At 66.1% G+C, this 13,961-nt stretch carries 15 protein-coding genes; 9 read left to right on the forward strand and 6 right to left on the reverse strand.

Annotated features, from left to right (window positions below):
• Positions 1-14: 14 nt before the first annotated feature.
• On the reverse strand, positions 15-1,127 hold the full coding sequence (gene pdhA / locus NDI54_RS15155; RefSeq protein WP_310897278.1) for a pyruvate dehydrogenase (acetyl-transferring) E1 component subunit alpha: 1,113 nt from the start codon (positions 1,125-1,127) through the stop codon (positions 15-17).
• A gap of 52 nt (positions 1,128-1,179) precedes the next feature.
• Positions 1,180-1,836 carry a sugar phosphate isomerase/epimerase family protein gene (locus NDI54_RS15160; protein ID WP_310897279.1) on the reverse strand — a complete coding sequence of 219 codons (657 nt, stop codon included), beginning with the start codon at positions 1,834-1,836 and terminating at the stop codon, positions 1,180-1,182.
• 92 nt (positions 1,837-1,928) lie between these two features.
• On the opposite strand from NDI54_RS15160, the gene NDI54_RS15165 reads away from it, so the two are divergent.
• The 6 genes from NDI54_RS15165 (at position 1,929) to NDI54_RS15190 (ending at position 9,642) form a co-directional block, all read left to right on the forward strand.
• A complete protein-coding gene (locus NDI54_RS15165; protein ID WP_310897280.1) occupies positions 1,929-2,312 on the forward strand; it encodes a DUF5658 family protein in 384 nt (127 codons plus the stop codon).
• A 64-nt stretch (positions 2,313-2,376) separates the two neighbouring features.
• The gene (locus NDI54_RS15170) at positions 2,377-3,486 is read left to right on the forward strand and encodes a thiamine ABC transporter substrate-binding protein (protein ID WP_310897281.1); all 1,110 of its coding nucleotides are present in this window, start codon (positions 2,377-2,379) and stop codon (positions 3,484-3,486) included.
• Positions 3,487-3,498: 12 nt separating this feature from the next.
• Complete coding sequence (locus tag NDI54_RS15175; RefSeq protein ID WP_406600192.1) at positions 3,499-5,388, forward strand: ABC transporter permease; 1,890 nt, start codon at positions 3,499-3,501, stop codon at positions 5,386-5,388.
• Positions 5,389-5,413: 25 nt separating this feature from the next.
• A complete protein-coding gene (locus NDI54_RS15180; protein WP_310897282.1) occupies positions 5,414-6,517 on the forward strand; it encodes an ABC transporter ATP-binding protein in 1,104 nt (367 codons plus the stop codon).
• A gap of 79 nt (positions 6,518-6,596) precedes the next feature.
• Positions 6,597-8,435, forward strand: coding sequence for an L-aspartate oxidase (locus NDI54_RS15185; RefSeq protein WP_310897283.1), 1,839 nt, complete (start codon positions 6,597-6,599; stop codon positions 8,433-8,435).
• A gap of 79 nt (positions 8,436-8,514) precedes the next feature.
• Entirely contained in the window at positions 8,515-9,642 is a 1,128-nt protein-coding gene (locus NDI54_RS15190; protein ID WP_310897284.1) for a CapA family protein, read from the forward strand.
• 84 nt (positions 9,643-9,726) lie between these two features.
• Here the strand turns inward: NDI54_RS15190 and NDI54_RS15195 are convergent, their stop codons facing one another.
• Positions 9,727-10,443: a DICT sensory domain-containing protein gene (locus NDI54_RS15195; RefSeq protein WP_310897285.1), complete on the reverse strand. Its 717-nt coding sequence runs from the start codon at positions 10,441-10,443 to the stop codon at positions 9,727-9,729.
• 9 nt (positions 10,444-10,452) lie between these two features.
• Positions 10,453-10,842 (reverse strand): DUF7344 domain-containing protein, encoded by a 390-nt coding sequence (locus NDI54_RS15200; RefSeq protein WP_310897286.1) that lies wholly within the window; start codon positions 10,840-10,842, stop codon positions 10,453-10,455.
• A 97-nt stretch (positions 10,843-10,939) separates the two neighbouring features.
• On the opposite strand from NDI54_RS15200, the gene NDI54_RS15205 reads away from it, so the two are divergent.
• Positions 10,940-11,551 (forward strand): translation initiation factor IF-2 subunit beta, encoded by a 612-nt coding sequence (locus tag NDI54_RS15205; RefSeq protein ID WP_004593474.1) that lies wholly within the window; start codon positions 10,940-10,942, stop codon positions 11,549-11,551.
• A 33-nt stretch (positions 11,552-11,584) separates the two neighbouring features.
• Here NDI54_RS15205 and cysK read toward each other — a convergent pair whose 3' ends face one another.
• Positions 11,585-12,511, reverse strand: a complete 927-nt coding sequence (gene cysK, locus NDI54_RS15210; RefSeq protein ID WP_310897287.1) for a cysteine synthase A — start codon at positions 12,509-12,511, stop codon at positions 11,585-11,587.
• A 119-nt stretch (positions 12,512-12,630) separates the two neighbouring features.
• On the opposite strand from cysK, the gene NDI54_RS15215 reads away from it, so the two are divergent.
• Positions 12,631-12,756 (forward strand): hypothetical protein, encoded by a 126-nt coding sequence (locus NDI54_RS15215; protein ID WP_310897288.1) that lies wholly within the window; start codon positions 12,631-12,633, stop codon positions 12,754-12,756.
• A gap of 19 nt (positions 12,757-12,775) precedes the next feature.
• On the opposite strand, the gene NDI54_RS15220 is transcribed toward NDI54_RS15215, so the two are convergent.
• The gene (locus tag NDI54_RS15220) at positions 12,776-13,477 is read right to left on the reverse strand and encodes an SOS response-associated peptidase (protein WP_310897289.1); all 702 of its coding nucleotides are present in this window, start codon (positions 13,475-13,477) and stop codon (positions 12,776-12,778) included.
• A gap of 98 nt (positions 13,478-13,575) precedes the next feature.
• Between NDI54_RS15220 and NDI54_RS15225 the strand changes: the two genes are divergently transcribed.
• Positions 13,576-13,956, forward strand: coding sequence for a zinc ribbon domain-containing protein (locus NDI54_RS15225; protein WP_310897290.1), 381 nt, complete (start codon positions 13,576-13,578; stop codon positions 13,954-13,956).
• The last annotated feature ends 5 nt before the right edge of the window (positions 13,957-13,961 follow it).

Below are 13,961 nucleotides of genomic sequence, written 5' to 3' on the forward strand. Positions count from 1 at the left end.
ACAGGCTCGGTCGGCTACTCGGACTCAAGCAGGGCGTCGTCGCCGTGGCGCTCGCGGAGGGCCTCGAAGTACTCGCGCTGCTCGTCGATATTCTGCGTGGACTCTGCGTACACGTCCGCAAAGAGGTCCGTCGGGTCGGCGGCGTGGCCCTCCGCGTTGTCGATAATCTCGCCGAGGCGCTCGTCGATGGTGTCGTCCATCACGTCGATTTTCTCGTCGTCCAGCAGATTGCAGTTCCGGAGAAACTTCTCCAGGCGGTCCAGCGGGTCACGTTTGCGCCACTGCTCGACCTCCGCGTCGTCCCGGTACACGTCCGGATCGTCGGCGGTCGTGTGCGCGCCGAAGCGGTACTGGACGGCCTCAATGAAGATGGGCTCTTGCACCCCGCTGTCGGCCCCCACGGCCCGCTCTCGCGCGGCTTTCGTGACGGTGTAGGTCGCCAGCGGGTCCATGCCGTCGACCTGCACGCCGTCGAAGCCGTACGCGTCGGCCTTCTGTGCCAGCGTCTGGCTGGCGGTCTGGCGCTCCCGCGGCACGGAGATGGCCCACTGGTTGTTGTTGCAGAAAAACACCGTCGGTGTCTCGAACACGCCCGCGAAGTTCATCGCCTCGTGGAAGTCCCCCTCGCTTGTGGCCCCGTCGCCGAAGTGGACGACGCCGGCGCGCTCGTCGCCCTTGCGCTTTGCTGCCCACGACCACCCGACGGCGTGGGGGAGGTGTGCACCGATGGAGATGTTCAGCGGGAACACGTTCACGTCGCCGATAGCGGCGTTGCCCGCTTCGTGGCCCATCCAGTAGAGGACGTACTCCCAGGGGAGGCCGCGGGCGACGAGCGCGCCGTGTTCCCGGTACTGGTAGAAGACGGTGTCCGCGTCGGCCAGTGCGTAGGTCGACCCGATCTGTGACCCTTCCTGGCCAGCCAGCGAGGAGTAGGTGCCGAGCCGGCCCTGCCGCTGGAGGCTTATCATCCGTTCGTCGAACCGGCGGGCAAAGCGCATGTCGCGGTACATCGACACCAGCGCCTCGTCAGAAAGGTCCGGAATGAGGTCGGGCTCGACGATCTCACCGTCGGCGTCCAGCGCCTGCATCTGATCGTCGTACGCCCTGTCGAGCACGTCGTTTGCCATGTCGTATCACCACACTCGAAGCGGACGAGCAAAAAGCTGTGTCCGAGTCCCGTCAGTCCAACCACTCCAGAACACGCCGACGGGCGTCAGCCTGCTCGTCGGGCATCACTTCGAGGACGACGGCCCCATCGAAATGGCTATCGAGAATATCCGCGGTCCGTTCGATCGGGATGTCGCCGTCACCGAACGCCAGTCCGTCTTCCAGCGACGTGCCGTCGGTGAAGTGCACGACCTGAATCTGGTCGCCATACTCCCGAAGCAGCCCCGTCAGCGAGTCCAGATACGCTGGCTCAGCCATGTACAGGTGGGCCGTATCGAGAACGAGGTCGTGCCCACGGTCCAACACGAGGTTTTGGAGGGAGTGGGCGCTCATCCCGGGGTTGTTCTCGTACCCATAGGGCGCGGTGAAATCGTAGGCGTCTAACTGCGCCGTGTGCGTGTGCTGGGCGTACTGGCTGTGGACCACCAGATAGGCGTCGAGCCGGTCGGCCAGGGCGTTGCTCCGTTGAAACGGCTCGGCGTCGTCCGGGCGGGCGTGAAGCGTGTGGACCGACAGCGCCGTAACTGGAGAGCGTTCGACCGTCTCGGCCGTCGCTTCGACGCTGTCGAGGTCCGAGGGCCGCAGATGGAGTTCGACGTTATCAAACCCCCGGTCGGCCGCTGCGGCGAGTGCGTCCGGAGACGGCGGGCATTTGCCGACGAGATTCATTACAGTGGGTTTTCACGACGGTGAAAATAAAACAGTCCCTTCACCAGCCCCACTAACCCCGATCATTCATGCCATCTCCGCCCAACATATCGATGATGCCCGGCACAGAGGGAGACAAAGATGGGGTGGCGCGCTGGCGGGAACACAACCTGTCGCCCACACATGCAGTGCTCTGGACCGTCATCCTCGTTGCGACAATCGGGGACATCCTTCTGACGATGACCGGACTCACGGTCGGGCTCCAGGAGGGCAACGTCGTCGTCAGCGCGATGCTCGCGGAGTACGGACTGGCCGGCTTCTGGCTCGTGAAGTTCGGGGCGATGCTGTGGCTAGTCCTCGGGTGGCGACTGCTCTCCGAGCGCAACGCGACGGTCTTTCTCACCCTGTTCGCCGTAGTGACACTGGCCGTCGTTGTCTACAACTCCGTGACGATCCTGCAGTACCAAGGGGTAATAACGGTCACAACCGCGATTTAAGCCGCTGGGGCCAGCCATTTCTGGAACAGCGGGGTTAAGTACCACTGGGTGTGACCACGGAGTAATGGATAGACGTTCGTTCCTGACAGCGGCCGGCGCGACGGTGTCCGTCTCCTTTGCTGGCTGTGCCGGGCTGGGCGGTAGCGACGAGTCGAGCACGGACGAGTCGACTGCGACCGGGACGAGCACCGGCGACGCTGGCGGTGCCGAGGAGACGCTGGTCATCGGGACCTACAGCGCCTTCGTCGACTCGCCGTCGACGAGTCCGGGCGCGTGGGTGAAACAGCGCTTCGAGGAGGAGTTCGACGCTCGCCTCATCTGGCAGACGCCGAGCAACGAAGTCAACCACTACATCGAGCGCCGGAACGCCGGCGTCGACATCGAGGCCGACATGTACCTCGGACTGAACACCGACCACCTCGTCCGGGTCGACGAGAACCTCGACGACGCGCTGTTTGCCGACGTTGGCGACGTGGCCGGTCAGGACGACATCAAGCCGGGTCTGCAGTTCGACCCCGACGGCCGGGCGATCCCCTACGACACTGGCTACATCAGCCTGGTGTTCGACGGGACGGCGACCACCGCACCGGAGACCTTCGACGGCCTGCTGGCCGAGGAACACGCCGGCGACCTCATCACGCAGAACCCCGCCAGCTCCGCGACCGGGCGGGCGTTCCTGCTGCACACGATAAAACAGTTCGGCCCCGACGGCTACCTAGACTACTGGAGCGACCTGCAGGACAACGACGTTCGGGTGCTGGGATCCTGGAGTGACGCCTACAGCGCGTGGTCGGGCGGCGAAGCGCCGATGGTCGTCTCCTACTCCACCGATCAGGTGTTCGCCGACCAGAACGACGCCAACCTGGAGGAACACCAGATCCGCTTCCTGAACGACCAGGGCTACGCCAACCCCGAGGGGATGGCTGTCTTCGAGGGTGCGGACACCCCCGACCTCGCCCGGGAATTCATGGGCTTCCTGCTGCGCCCGGAGATTCAGGGCGAAATCGCCGTCCGAAACGTCCAGTTCCCGGCGACCGAATCTGCCGAGCTTCCAGAGGACTACGCCGAACTGGCTCAGGAACCCCCAGAGCCGGTCACCTTCGGCTACGATGAACTCAGGGGCTCGGTCTCGGGCTGGATCTCCGACTGGGAACGGCAGTTCGCCTCGAACTAACGACGACCGACTGTGGCCCGAGATCTCGACGGCGGTGCCGATGGCAACGACAGGGCAGGCGGCGACAGCGGTGCCAGTGACAACGGCGAAGGGTCAACGACGACGGCGAGCAACGCGACCCAAGAGCGCCGCCGAAGCATCCGCAACAGCATCGAGCGACGGGCCATCGTCGGGCTGGCGGTCGCCACTATCGCGCTCTTGCTCGGTATCTTCTACTACCCGGTGGCGACAGTGTTCATCGACAGCGTTCTCGTGGAAGGCCGCTGGACCGGCCGGGTGTTCGTCTCGATACTTCGGGACCCGTTCTATTTCGGGGAACCGGCGCGGTTGCTCGCCGGCGAACCAATAGGAGCAGTCATTGAGGCCGCCCTTTCGCCGGACCGGCGGCTGGGCGTCATCGGCTTCACGGCGTACCAGGCGGCGCTGTCGACGGTCGCCAGCGTCGTCCTCGGTCTGCCGGCGGCGTATCTGCTCGCTCGCTACGAGTTCCCGGGACGACGGACCCTCCGGTCGCTGACGATTCTCCCCTTCGTCCTCCCGTCGATAATGGTCGGAGTCGGCTTCGTCGCCACGTTCGGCCGGAACGGGACGCTCAACGCCGTGCTCGGTGCGCTTGGTCTGGGACAGGTCAATCTCCTGTTCACGCTGGAGGCCGTCATCATCGCCCACGCGTTCTACAACGCGCCCCTCGTCGCGCGGGTGACGACCGCCGCATGGGAGTCCGTCGACGCCAGCGCGGTCGAGACCGCTCGGAGCCTCGGTGCGAGTCCCCTTCGAGCCTTTCGTGACGTGGTCGCCCCGCAACTGTACCCGTCGGTGCTGATGGGCGCGGCGCTGACGTTCGTGTTCACGTTCAGCACGTTCCCCATCGTCCTCGCGCTGGGCGGGTTCCAGTTGGCGACCGTCGAGGTGTTCGTCTACCGACTCATCCGCGACCTGAACTACGCCGAGGCGGCCGCGCTCGCGCTCATCGAGCTCGGTATCTCGCTGGGCTTGCTGTACGCCTATCTCCGCTACGAAGCGAAGCATACCGTCCGGTCGCGGGGGATTCGACCGCTCCCGCGGCGGCCACTGACGCCGCCGTCGTTCTCGGTCCGTGAACTGCTTCCCCGGATGGGTCTTGCCGTCTACGCCGTCGTCGCGCTGGCGGTGTTCGTCGCGCCGATAGCGAGCATGGTGCTGGCCAGCCTCAGCGGGCCGGAGGGGCTGACGCTGGCGAACTACCGATTCCTTATCGACCGGCAGACGACCGGCGCGTCGTTCCAGGTCCAGCCGTGGGACGCCGTCCGGAACTCGCTGCTGTTCGGCATCGCCTCGCTCGCCGTTGCCCTCCCGATGGGCGTCGTCGTGGCTGTGCTGACGACGCGGGACTACCGCGGTCGGAAGGTCGTCGACGCCGTTGCCATGGCCCCACTGGCCGTGTCCGGTATCGTCGTCGGCCTCGGGCTGCTCCGGGGTCTCGTCTTCGGCGTCGAGGTCGGTGGGACGCGACTCGCTGTCGGCGGCGGCCTCGCCATCATCGCCGCCCACGCCGTCGCGGGCTACCCCTTCGTCGTCCGGACCGTCGCGCCCGGCCTCGAAAGCATCGACCACACGCTGGTCGAGTCCGCCCGCGCGCTCGGCGCGCCGCGTGCCAGGGCGCTCGTGGACATCGAACTCCCGCTGGTCTGGCCGGCCGTCGTCGCCGGGGCCGCCTTCGCCTTCGCCATCTCCATCGGGGAGTTCTCGGCGACAATTGTCCTTGCCTCCGGGACGAGCCAGTTCACCATGCCCATCGCCATCGAGCGGTTCATCGGCCGCCGGCTCGGCCCCGCGACGGCGATGGGGGTCGTCCTGCTCGTGGTCACCAGCGCGAGCTTCCTGCTCATCGACCGGCTGGGGGGTGACGACGTTGGGTTCTAAGGAGCCCCCCGCGGACAGTGCTGCCGTGGCCCGGACCGGTACACCGGCAGTCGAACTCGACGGCGTTACCAGACGCTACGGCGAAACGACCGCCGTCGAGGACCTCTCGCTCTCCGTTCGGGAGGGCGAGTTCTTCACGCTGGTCGGTCCCTCCGGCTGTGGGAAGACGACGACGCTGCGGCTCATTGCCGGCTTCGAAGACCCGACGCAGGGCGAAGTCCGGTTCGGCGACGAGTCCGTCACCGGCGTTCCGCCGGAGGACCGCGACGTGGGCGTCGTCTTCCAGAACTACGCCCTGTTCCCGCACATGACCGTCGGGGAGAACGTCGCCTACGGGCTCGCGTTCACCGACCCACCGGGCGGCGGCAGCGACGCCGAGCGAGTGCGTGAACTGCTGGAGCTGGTGGACCTCGGCGACATGGTGGACCGGGACCCCGACACGCTCTCGGGCGGCCAACAACAGCGGGTGGCGATGGCCCGTGCGCTGGCTCCCGGCCCCGACGTACTTCTCCTCGACGAACCGATGAGCGCGCTGGACGCGAAGCTCCGGGAACGTCTGCGTGTGCAGGTCCGCGAGATTCAGCAGGAACTGGGCATTACGACGATTTACGTCACCCACGACCAGGAGGAGGCGCTGGCGGTGTCCGACCGCGTGGCGGTGCTGCACGACGGACGCGTCGAGCAGGTCGCGCCGCCGCGGACCATCTACCACGAACCGGCGACGGAGTTCGTCGCCACATTTGTCGGCGACAACAACGTTCTCAGCGGCGAGGTAGCGGCGATGCGGTCGACCGGCAACTCGGACAGCGGGAGCAGCCAGTGCCTCGCAGACGTGGCGGTCGCCGATACCACGTTCTCGGTGGCCTTGAACGGTGACGGCGATACGAGTGGGATTTCCACGGGCGACCGACTCACGTTCTGTATCCGGCCGGAGCGTCTCGAAGTCGACGCCGGACAGAACGAGCTGACCGCGACGGTGGCCAGCGCCGAGTTCCTCGGTGAGACCACCCGTGTCCACCTCGACTGGGACGGCCGTGAACTCCTGTTGCGGACCGAGGAACCGCCGGAGGGAGCGGTGACGGTCGGCTTCGAACCCGCCGACGCACACATCGTCGATAAAGGGCGGTAGCCCTCTTTAGGAATAGAATATTCTTTCTTGATCGCGTGCGCGCGAAGCCCTCATACGTCCACAGCGCTTACATTATGTGATGACACCACAACGGCCATCAGCGGACGACGAGCAGGCTGTCGACGCCCGGACGACCGGGCCTGCGACCGACGCAGAGAAGTCGGTCGACTACGAGACGGTGTCGGTCCCAGTGCTGGTCGTCGGCGCTGGCGCTGCCGGAGCGCGGGTCGCTATCGGACTCGCCGAGAACGGTGTCGAGCCGCTGGTCATCGGCAAGCGGGACCACGGCGACGCACACACGACGTGGGCCGCCGGCGGCATCAACGCCTCGCTGGGGTCGCTGGACCCCGAAGACGACTGGACGATTCACGCGGCCGACACGCTTGCTGAGGGCCATTTCATCAACGACCCGAAAGCCGTCGAACTGACGGCCAAGCACATGCCCGACCGCATCCGGGAACTCGACGACTGGGGGATGCCCTTCGACCGCACCGAGGACGGAAAAATCAATCAGCGGTACTTCGGCGCGCAGTCGTTCCGCCGGACCTGCTTCGTCGGCGACCGCACGGGCGAGGCGATGCTGGATACGCTCGTCGACAAGGCCCAGTCCCTGGGGATTCCCTACCGCGACAACGTGATGATCACCCGCCTGCTCTCGGACGGCGACCGCGTCTCCGGCGCGGCCGGCTACGACATGGAGAGCGGCGAGTTCGTCCTGTTCGAGTCCGACCACGTCGTCCTGGCGGCGGGTGGCTCCTCCGCGCTGTACAACCGCCACTCCTCCCGGGACGAGGAGAACAACGGCGACGGCCCGGCGCTGGCGCTCCAAGCCGGCGCGTCGCTGCTGGACATGGAGTTCGTCCAGTTCCACCCGACGGGGATGGTCGGCGACCGCTACGGCGAGGACTGGGACGGCCGCCTCGTCACCGAAGCGGTCCGCGGCGAGGGCGGTCGGCTGCTCAACACGGATGGCGAGCGGTTCATGGAGGAGTACTCGCCGGACCAGATGGAACTCGACGCGCGGGACGTGGTCGCCCGAGCCATCGCCCAGGAACTGCGTGAAGGCCGTGGAACGGAGAACGGCGGCGTCTATCTGGACATCTCCCACCGCGAGGACGACTACATCAAATCGCGGCTCCCGCGGATGTACGAGCGGTTCATGGACCTCGGCGTCGACATCACGACGGAGCCGATGGAAGTCGCACCGACCGCTCACTACTCGATGGGCGGCGTCGACATCGCCTTCGAGACCGGCGAAACCGGCGTCGAAGGCCTCTACGCCGTCGGCGAGACGGTGGCCGGTGTCCACGGCGCGAACCGCCTCGGCGGGAACTCGCTCGCGGAGACGGTCGCCATCGGCGCGCTCGTCGGCAACCATGTCGCAGAGAAGGTGTCTGCAGAGAGCCGAGCGGGCGACGGCCTCCCGGATGGCCAGCGCGCTATCGCCGAGCGGGAATTTCGGTCGCTCATCGAGCTGGAAGCCGCCGACGGCGACGAGACGCCAGAGGGGCTGCTCGCGGACCTCGGGGACCTGCTGTGGAACCACGCGGGTATCCTCCGCAGTGAGGACTCGCTGTCGGAGGGGCTCGCAGCTCTCGAAGTCCTCCGGACACGGACGGGGAACATCGGCGTCGACGGCGACCGGACCAGCCTGTCGTTCGAACTCGCGGTCGACCTATCGTTCAGTCTCACGGTCGCGGAGGCGCTGCTGTTGAGTGCCAGGGAACGCGACGAGTCCCGCGGTGCGCACTACCGCACCGACGCGCCCGACGTGGACCCGGACTGGCGGCGGAACATCCTTGTCGACGGCGGCGACACCGGCCTCGAACTGACGACTCGCGGCGTCGCTGAACCGAGCGAAGAAGTCAGCGAGGCAGTTGATGTCGGCTACGAACTCGACTACCACCACCTCGAATAACCCGAACTTGGAGGCGGGTTTCAGGGTGTAGCGGTTTTGTGTCAGATTCAAGACGGCGCAAGCCGATAGCGTCGGTACTGTGGCACCGACCCGCCGAACCGTCCTCGCCAGCGGCGGTCCCGCGCTCGGGAGTCTCACCGCTCTCTCGGGCTGTCTGAGCACCGCCCGCGACGTAGACGTGTCGTGTCCGCCGTCGGTCCCGACAGACGAGTCGCTCCGCGTCGGCTTCGTCGGCGACGTGATGCTGGGCCGGAGCGTCGACGAGCGCTGGCGCGAGGACCCGGACGGCCCCACCGCCGTCTGGGGGTCGATGCTCGACCGACTCCGGTCGCTCGACGGACTGGTGGCGAACCTCGAATGCTGCGTCTCGAACCGCGGCGAACCGCGGCCGGGCCGGACCTACCATTTCCGAGCGAGCCCCGAATGGGCCGTACCTGCACTGGATCGCGCCGGCGTCTCCTGTGCCGGACTGGCGAACAACCATCTGCTCGATTTCGGACCCGAGGCACTCATCGATACGCCGTCGCATCTGCGCGGTGGAGAAATCGCCGCAGTGGGGGCCGGAGAGAGCCGAGACACCGCATTCACGCCCGCGTTCGTCGAAATCGGCGGGCTCTCCGTCGCCGTCGTCGCCGTCACCGACCAGTCGCCGAGCTACGCCGCCGGCCGCGACAGCCCCGGCACGGCCTACGCGCCGCTGGACCCGAACCACCCGCTGACTCGCCGTCGCGTCGGTGGCGCGCTGGCGGCGGCCCGCGACGCCGACCCGGACCTACTCGTCGTCACCGCCCACTGGGGGCCGAACTGGGTGACCGAGCCGAGCGAGACACAGCAGGCCTTCGCCCGCTGGCTGGTGGACAACGGGGCCGACGTGGTCCACGGCCACAGCGCCCACGTCATCCAGGGCGTCGAGGTGTACCGCGGTCGCCCAATCATGTACGACACCGGCAACTTCGTCGACGACTACGCGATCAAGGACGGCTACCGCAACGACCGGAGCTTCCTGTTCGAACTCCGAATCGAGGACGGCACGCTGGCCGCGCTCGATCTCGTACCCGTCGAAAATGCCTACACACAGGTCGGGAGCGCCGACGGCGCGGTGGCGGCGTGGCTCCGTGAGACACTGCGAGAACGGTCGCAGCCGTTCGACACGGCTATCGAGCGCGACGGGCGTGGGCTGCGGGTGCCGCTGTCGTGTGGCGAGTAGCGGGCAAACGCCGACTGCCGCTTCCGGTGGGCGTTGCTACTGGTCGGCGGCTGTGGTCCGCCGAGAAGCTGTCAGCTCTCGGGCTCAGAAAGATGTCGCGACTGATGCCAGGATCTCGTCGACCGCGGGGCTGTCGTACGTCCAGAAGCCCCGGTACTGTCCGGGGTCGGTTTCCTCTGCGACGAGTGCGCACTTGTCGGCGGCGTTCCCGTTCCCGTCGAACGCGAGCAGCCAGAGCCGCCCGAACTCGTCGTCGGAGGTCGCGTGGACCGTGACGCCGGGTATTGCCGGCGGGTCCCAGTCGTCCCGGCCGTAGATATGGATGGCCAGTTCGGTGTCGGCGGCAAGCGTCCGATATCGGTCGGCCTGCGCGCGGAACGTCGACAGTGATTGGAAGCTAACCCGCAGGGTCCCACGTCCGATGCGGTAGGCCCTGTCCTCGAACTCGTGGGCCGTGGCGAGCAGCGGTCCCCGACCCAGCGACGAGAGCACCGTGTTCGTGAGCGAGGAGAGCAGCAACTGCACATCCTCGTCCGGGTCAGGCAGGGTCCTGGTGCGTTGCTGGAGAGCGGGCTCGGAGAGGAACTTCTGGAGCACGTCTAACCGCACGGTCCCGGCAAACCGGCCGGCCTGCCGGACGACGACGAACGACTCCGAGTCGGGGGCCGGGAGCGCTCGCCAGTCGACCGCTATCCGTTGGGATTCGAGTCGGTCCACGAGGTCCGGATCCGGGTCCGTGCCGTACACCGTCATCGTCACCGCGGATCTGGCGAAGCGGTCGAGGAGGTGGTGTACTGCCATCGGCCGCGGTCAGTCTTCGGTGCCCGTCAGGGCGCTTTCCAGTTCCTGTACTGTCGAAAGCAGCTCGGTCGTCGCGGACGACAGCGGCGCTATCTCGACCGTCTCCGCGTCGGTGTCATACGCAACGAGGTCCGCCGCAGCGAGCGCTGGAAGGTGATTGTGGTAGAGAACCGTCCGTGTCTGTTCCCAGGCATCGCCACCAGCACTGTTCCCGCGCGCCTGCGACCAGCCCACGACCACGTCGGTGAGTTCGTCGACCGATGCCGTGCCGTGTTCACGGAGGTACGCGACCACCATCCGGCGCGACTCCGCTGAGAGCACGCCCAAGAGGGTATCGAGCCGTTGGGCGGTGAGCCGGTCGTCACTCACCGTCGCCTCCTGGTTTCGGTGCCGGTCCATACAAGCTAGTTCATCCCGTGCCGTATTAATGTAACTGAAAGATAAAGTAGAATAGGCGTGACGGAATCCATTTACGTGCCAGCACCGTCTGTACCGTATGAACTACGAGTCCGCCCTACAGCGTGCCTACGACGTACTGCCAGACCAACCACGGGAAGCCGGCGAGCGGCTCTCGATTCCGGACCCGGAAGGCCAGACTGATGGGGCGTTCACGCGCCTGACGAATCTGGAAGCAATCGCCGACGCCGTCTCGCGGGACGCACAGCATCTCCACCGTGCCATCCAGCGCGAGTTCGGGACAAACGGCCAGTTCGACGGCGGCGAAGCCCGCTACAACGGGTCGTTCGACACCGCTGATTTCGATGCCGCCGTGGACGCCTACGTCGCCGAGTACGTCACCTGTTCCGAGTGTGGCCTGCCCGACACCGTCCTCAAGAACGAGGACGGCGTCGACATGCTGCGCTGTCAGGCCTGCGGTGCGTTCCGCCCGGTCGCCAAAGGTGCGAGTTCGAACACGCAGCAGGACCGACCCACGCTCGAAGAGGGCGAGACCTACGAGGTCAAGATCACCGGCACCGGCCGCGAGGGCGACGGCGTCGCCGAGAAAGGGAAATACACAATCTTCGTCTCCGGCGCGCGCGAGGGCCAAGTCGTCGAAGCCTACATCGAGAGTATCAGCGGCACGCTGGCGTTCGGCCGCGTCGCCTGAAGTCAGTTTTCACGGAGCAGCGGCGTTTCTCGCTTATTTCCACAGGTCCGTAGAGAGATATCGTTCGCCGGTGTCCGGCAGGACGACGACCACCGTCTCGTCGGGGTTGTCGGTGGCGTACTCCGTCGCCGCGTGCAGCGCCGCGCCCGAGGAGATGCCGACCATGAGTCCCTCCTCGCTGGCGAGTCGGTGGGTCGCGTCGACGGCGTCTGTCTTGCTCGCGGTCCGGACCTCGTCGATGAGGTCCCGCCGGAGAATGTCCGGCACGAATCCGGGACCGATACCCTGGATGTCGTGGCTGTCCGGGTCGTCCGCGGAGAGCAGTTTCGACTGTTCCGGTTCGACAGCGACCGAGGTGAGGTCCGCCCCCACCGCCTCCTGGATGTACTCCGAGATGCCGGTGATCGTGCCGCCGGTCCCGACGCCGGCGACGACGGCGTCCACGTCCCCGTCGGTATCGGCCCATATCTCCGGCCCGGTCGTCTCGCGGTGGGCTCGCGGGTTCGCCTCGTTCTCGAACTGCCGGGCGCGGACAGTGCCAGGTGTGTCAGCGAGTTCGTTCGCGCGCTCGATTGCGCCGCTCATCCCGCCGTCTGCCGGCGTGAGTTCGAGGTCCGCACCGAGCCCGGACAGCAACTGCCGGCGCTCCTCGCTCATGGACTCGGGCATCGTCAGCACGCAGTCGTACCCCCGCGCGGCACAGACGGCGGCCAGTCCGATGCCGGTGTTGCCGCTGGTCGCTTCGACGAGTGTCCCGTCGTCGGGGAGGTCGCCGGATTCGGCGGCCGCCTCGACCATGTACAGCGCGATGCGGTCCTTGACGGAGTAGGGGTTGGCCGCTTCGACCTTCCCCAAGAGATTGTCCGCGAAACTGTCGAGACAGACCAGCGGCGTGTCGCCGATGAGCTCAGTCACACTGGACGCGACAGTGCTTCGGTCTCGCTGGGCGTGCGACTGCATACACTGTGGGAAGACGACTGAGCGTCGTAACGGAGTACCCAGAATACTGCGGGTCGAATACATTCACTCGGTTTCGAGTCTCCAGAAGCTTATGTCGTCCCGAGACAATGTCTCCAGTAATGCCCGAGATTACCGTCTCTGAGGGTCTGTACCGCCAGCTATCCGCCACCGAAAACCAGGTCGACGAAGATACGCTCTGGAAGATGCTGCACCAGTTCAAGCGACAGCACGCGGCCAGCGAGTAATACCGCGGCCCAATCGTTGCTATCCGACCGGTTCGATGAGTTCCGGCGAGTCGTTGGCAGGGCTGTTGACTGCCGATGACACCGCATAGGTCCGCATTTCGCCGTCGTACGGATCAAGCAGTTCGGATACGTCGTCAGCGCTGCCGCGCAGCCATGTCGACTCCTCAGCCGGGTCGAGGATGACGGCCATCCGATGGTGGAGGTCCGCGACGGCGTCGTTCGGCTCGGTCGTCACAATCGTGAACGACTCGACGAGATCGTCCTCGCCGCCCGTATCGTCACCGCTCGCGCCGAACTCCCCCAGCCCGGTCTGGCGCTGTGGCGGTTCCCATCGCTCGTACAGCCCCGCCATTGCGAATAGGTCGTCGTCGGGCAGGGCCACGCGATACGGTTGCTTGCCGTCGCTCGTTTCGACCCACTCGTAAAACCCATCTGCGGGGACCAGACAGCGCCGGGACTCGTAGGCATCGGCGAAGGACCGCTTCTCGGCCAGCGTCTCGGCGCGGGCGTTGATGTGCCCGTGAGCCGTTCGATCCTCGGCCCAGGGCGGGATCAGCCCCCACTCCATCCGCTGCACCGTGCCGGGCGATTCTCCGGTGATTACGGGGAGGTCCTGACTGGGGGCGGCGTTGTACCGCGGCTCGTACTCGAAGTCGAATTCGGCGTCGAACCGCCGTTCGATGTCCTCACGGGGAGCGAACAAGCTATAGCGGCCGCACATAGCCGGATACAGGAGCTGCCGGCGGATAAATCCAGCAGTAGCGTGCCACCGGTTGGCTGTGGGTAATTCATTTGGGAGATCTAACAGAACACATGCATATGTCACCGAGTGACCCCTCAGAGGACGAGACGACTGAGTACGATTTCGTCTACTGTGCGTCCTGTGGGTCGAAGGCCGCCAGGTCCTGGTCGTATTGTCGCTCCTGTCAGTCGTCGCTGGACGATGCCCGTCCGCCCGAAGACGGACTGGAACAAATTGGCACGGACGAGACGCTGGGTACGGACGAAGCGGGCTGTCCGAAATGCGGCCACGAAACAGCCGAAGTTGACGAAATCGCGACGACCGGTGCTGGGCTCACAAAGCTCTTTGACGTACAGAACCGGCAATTCAAAGCCGTCACCTGCGCGAAATGTGGATACACGGAGTTTTACCGCGGTCCCAGTGGTGATATTGTCGTCGACCTCTTTCTGGGCGGCTGAGTACC

This window comes from Haloarcula terrestris (genome assembly GCF_031624315.1).
Classification (GTDB): domain Archaea; phylum Halobacteriota; class Halobacteria; order Halobacteriales; family Haloarculaceae; genus Haloarcula; species Haloarcula terrestris.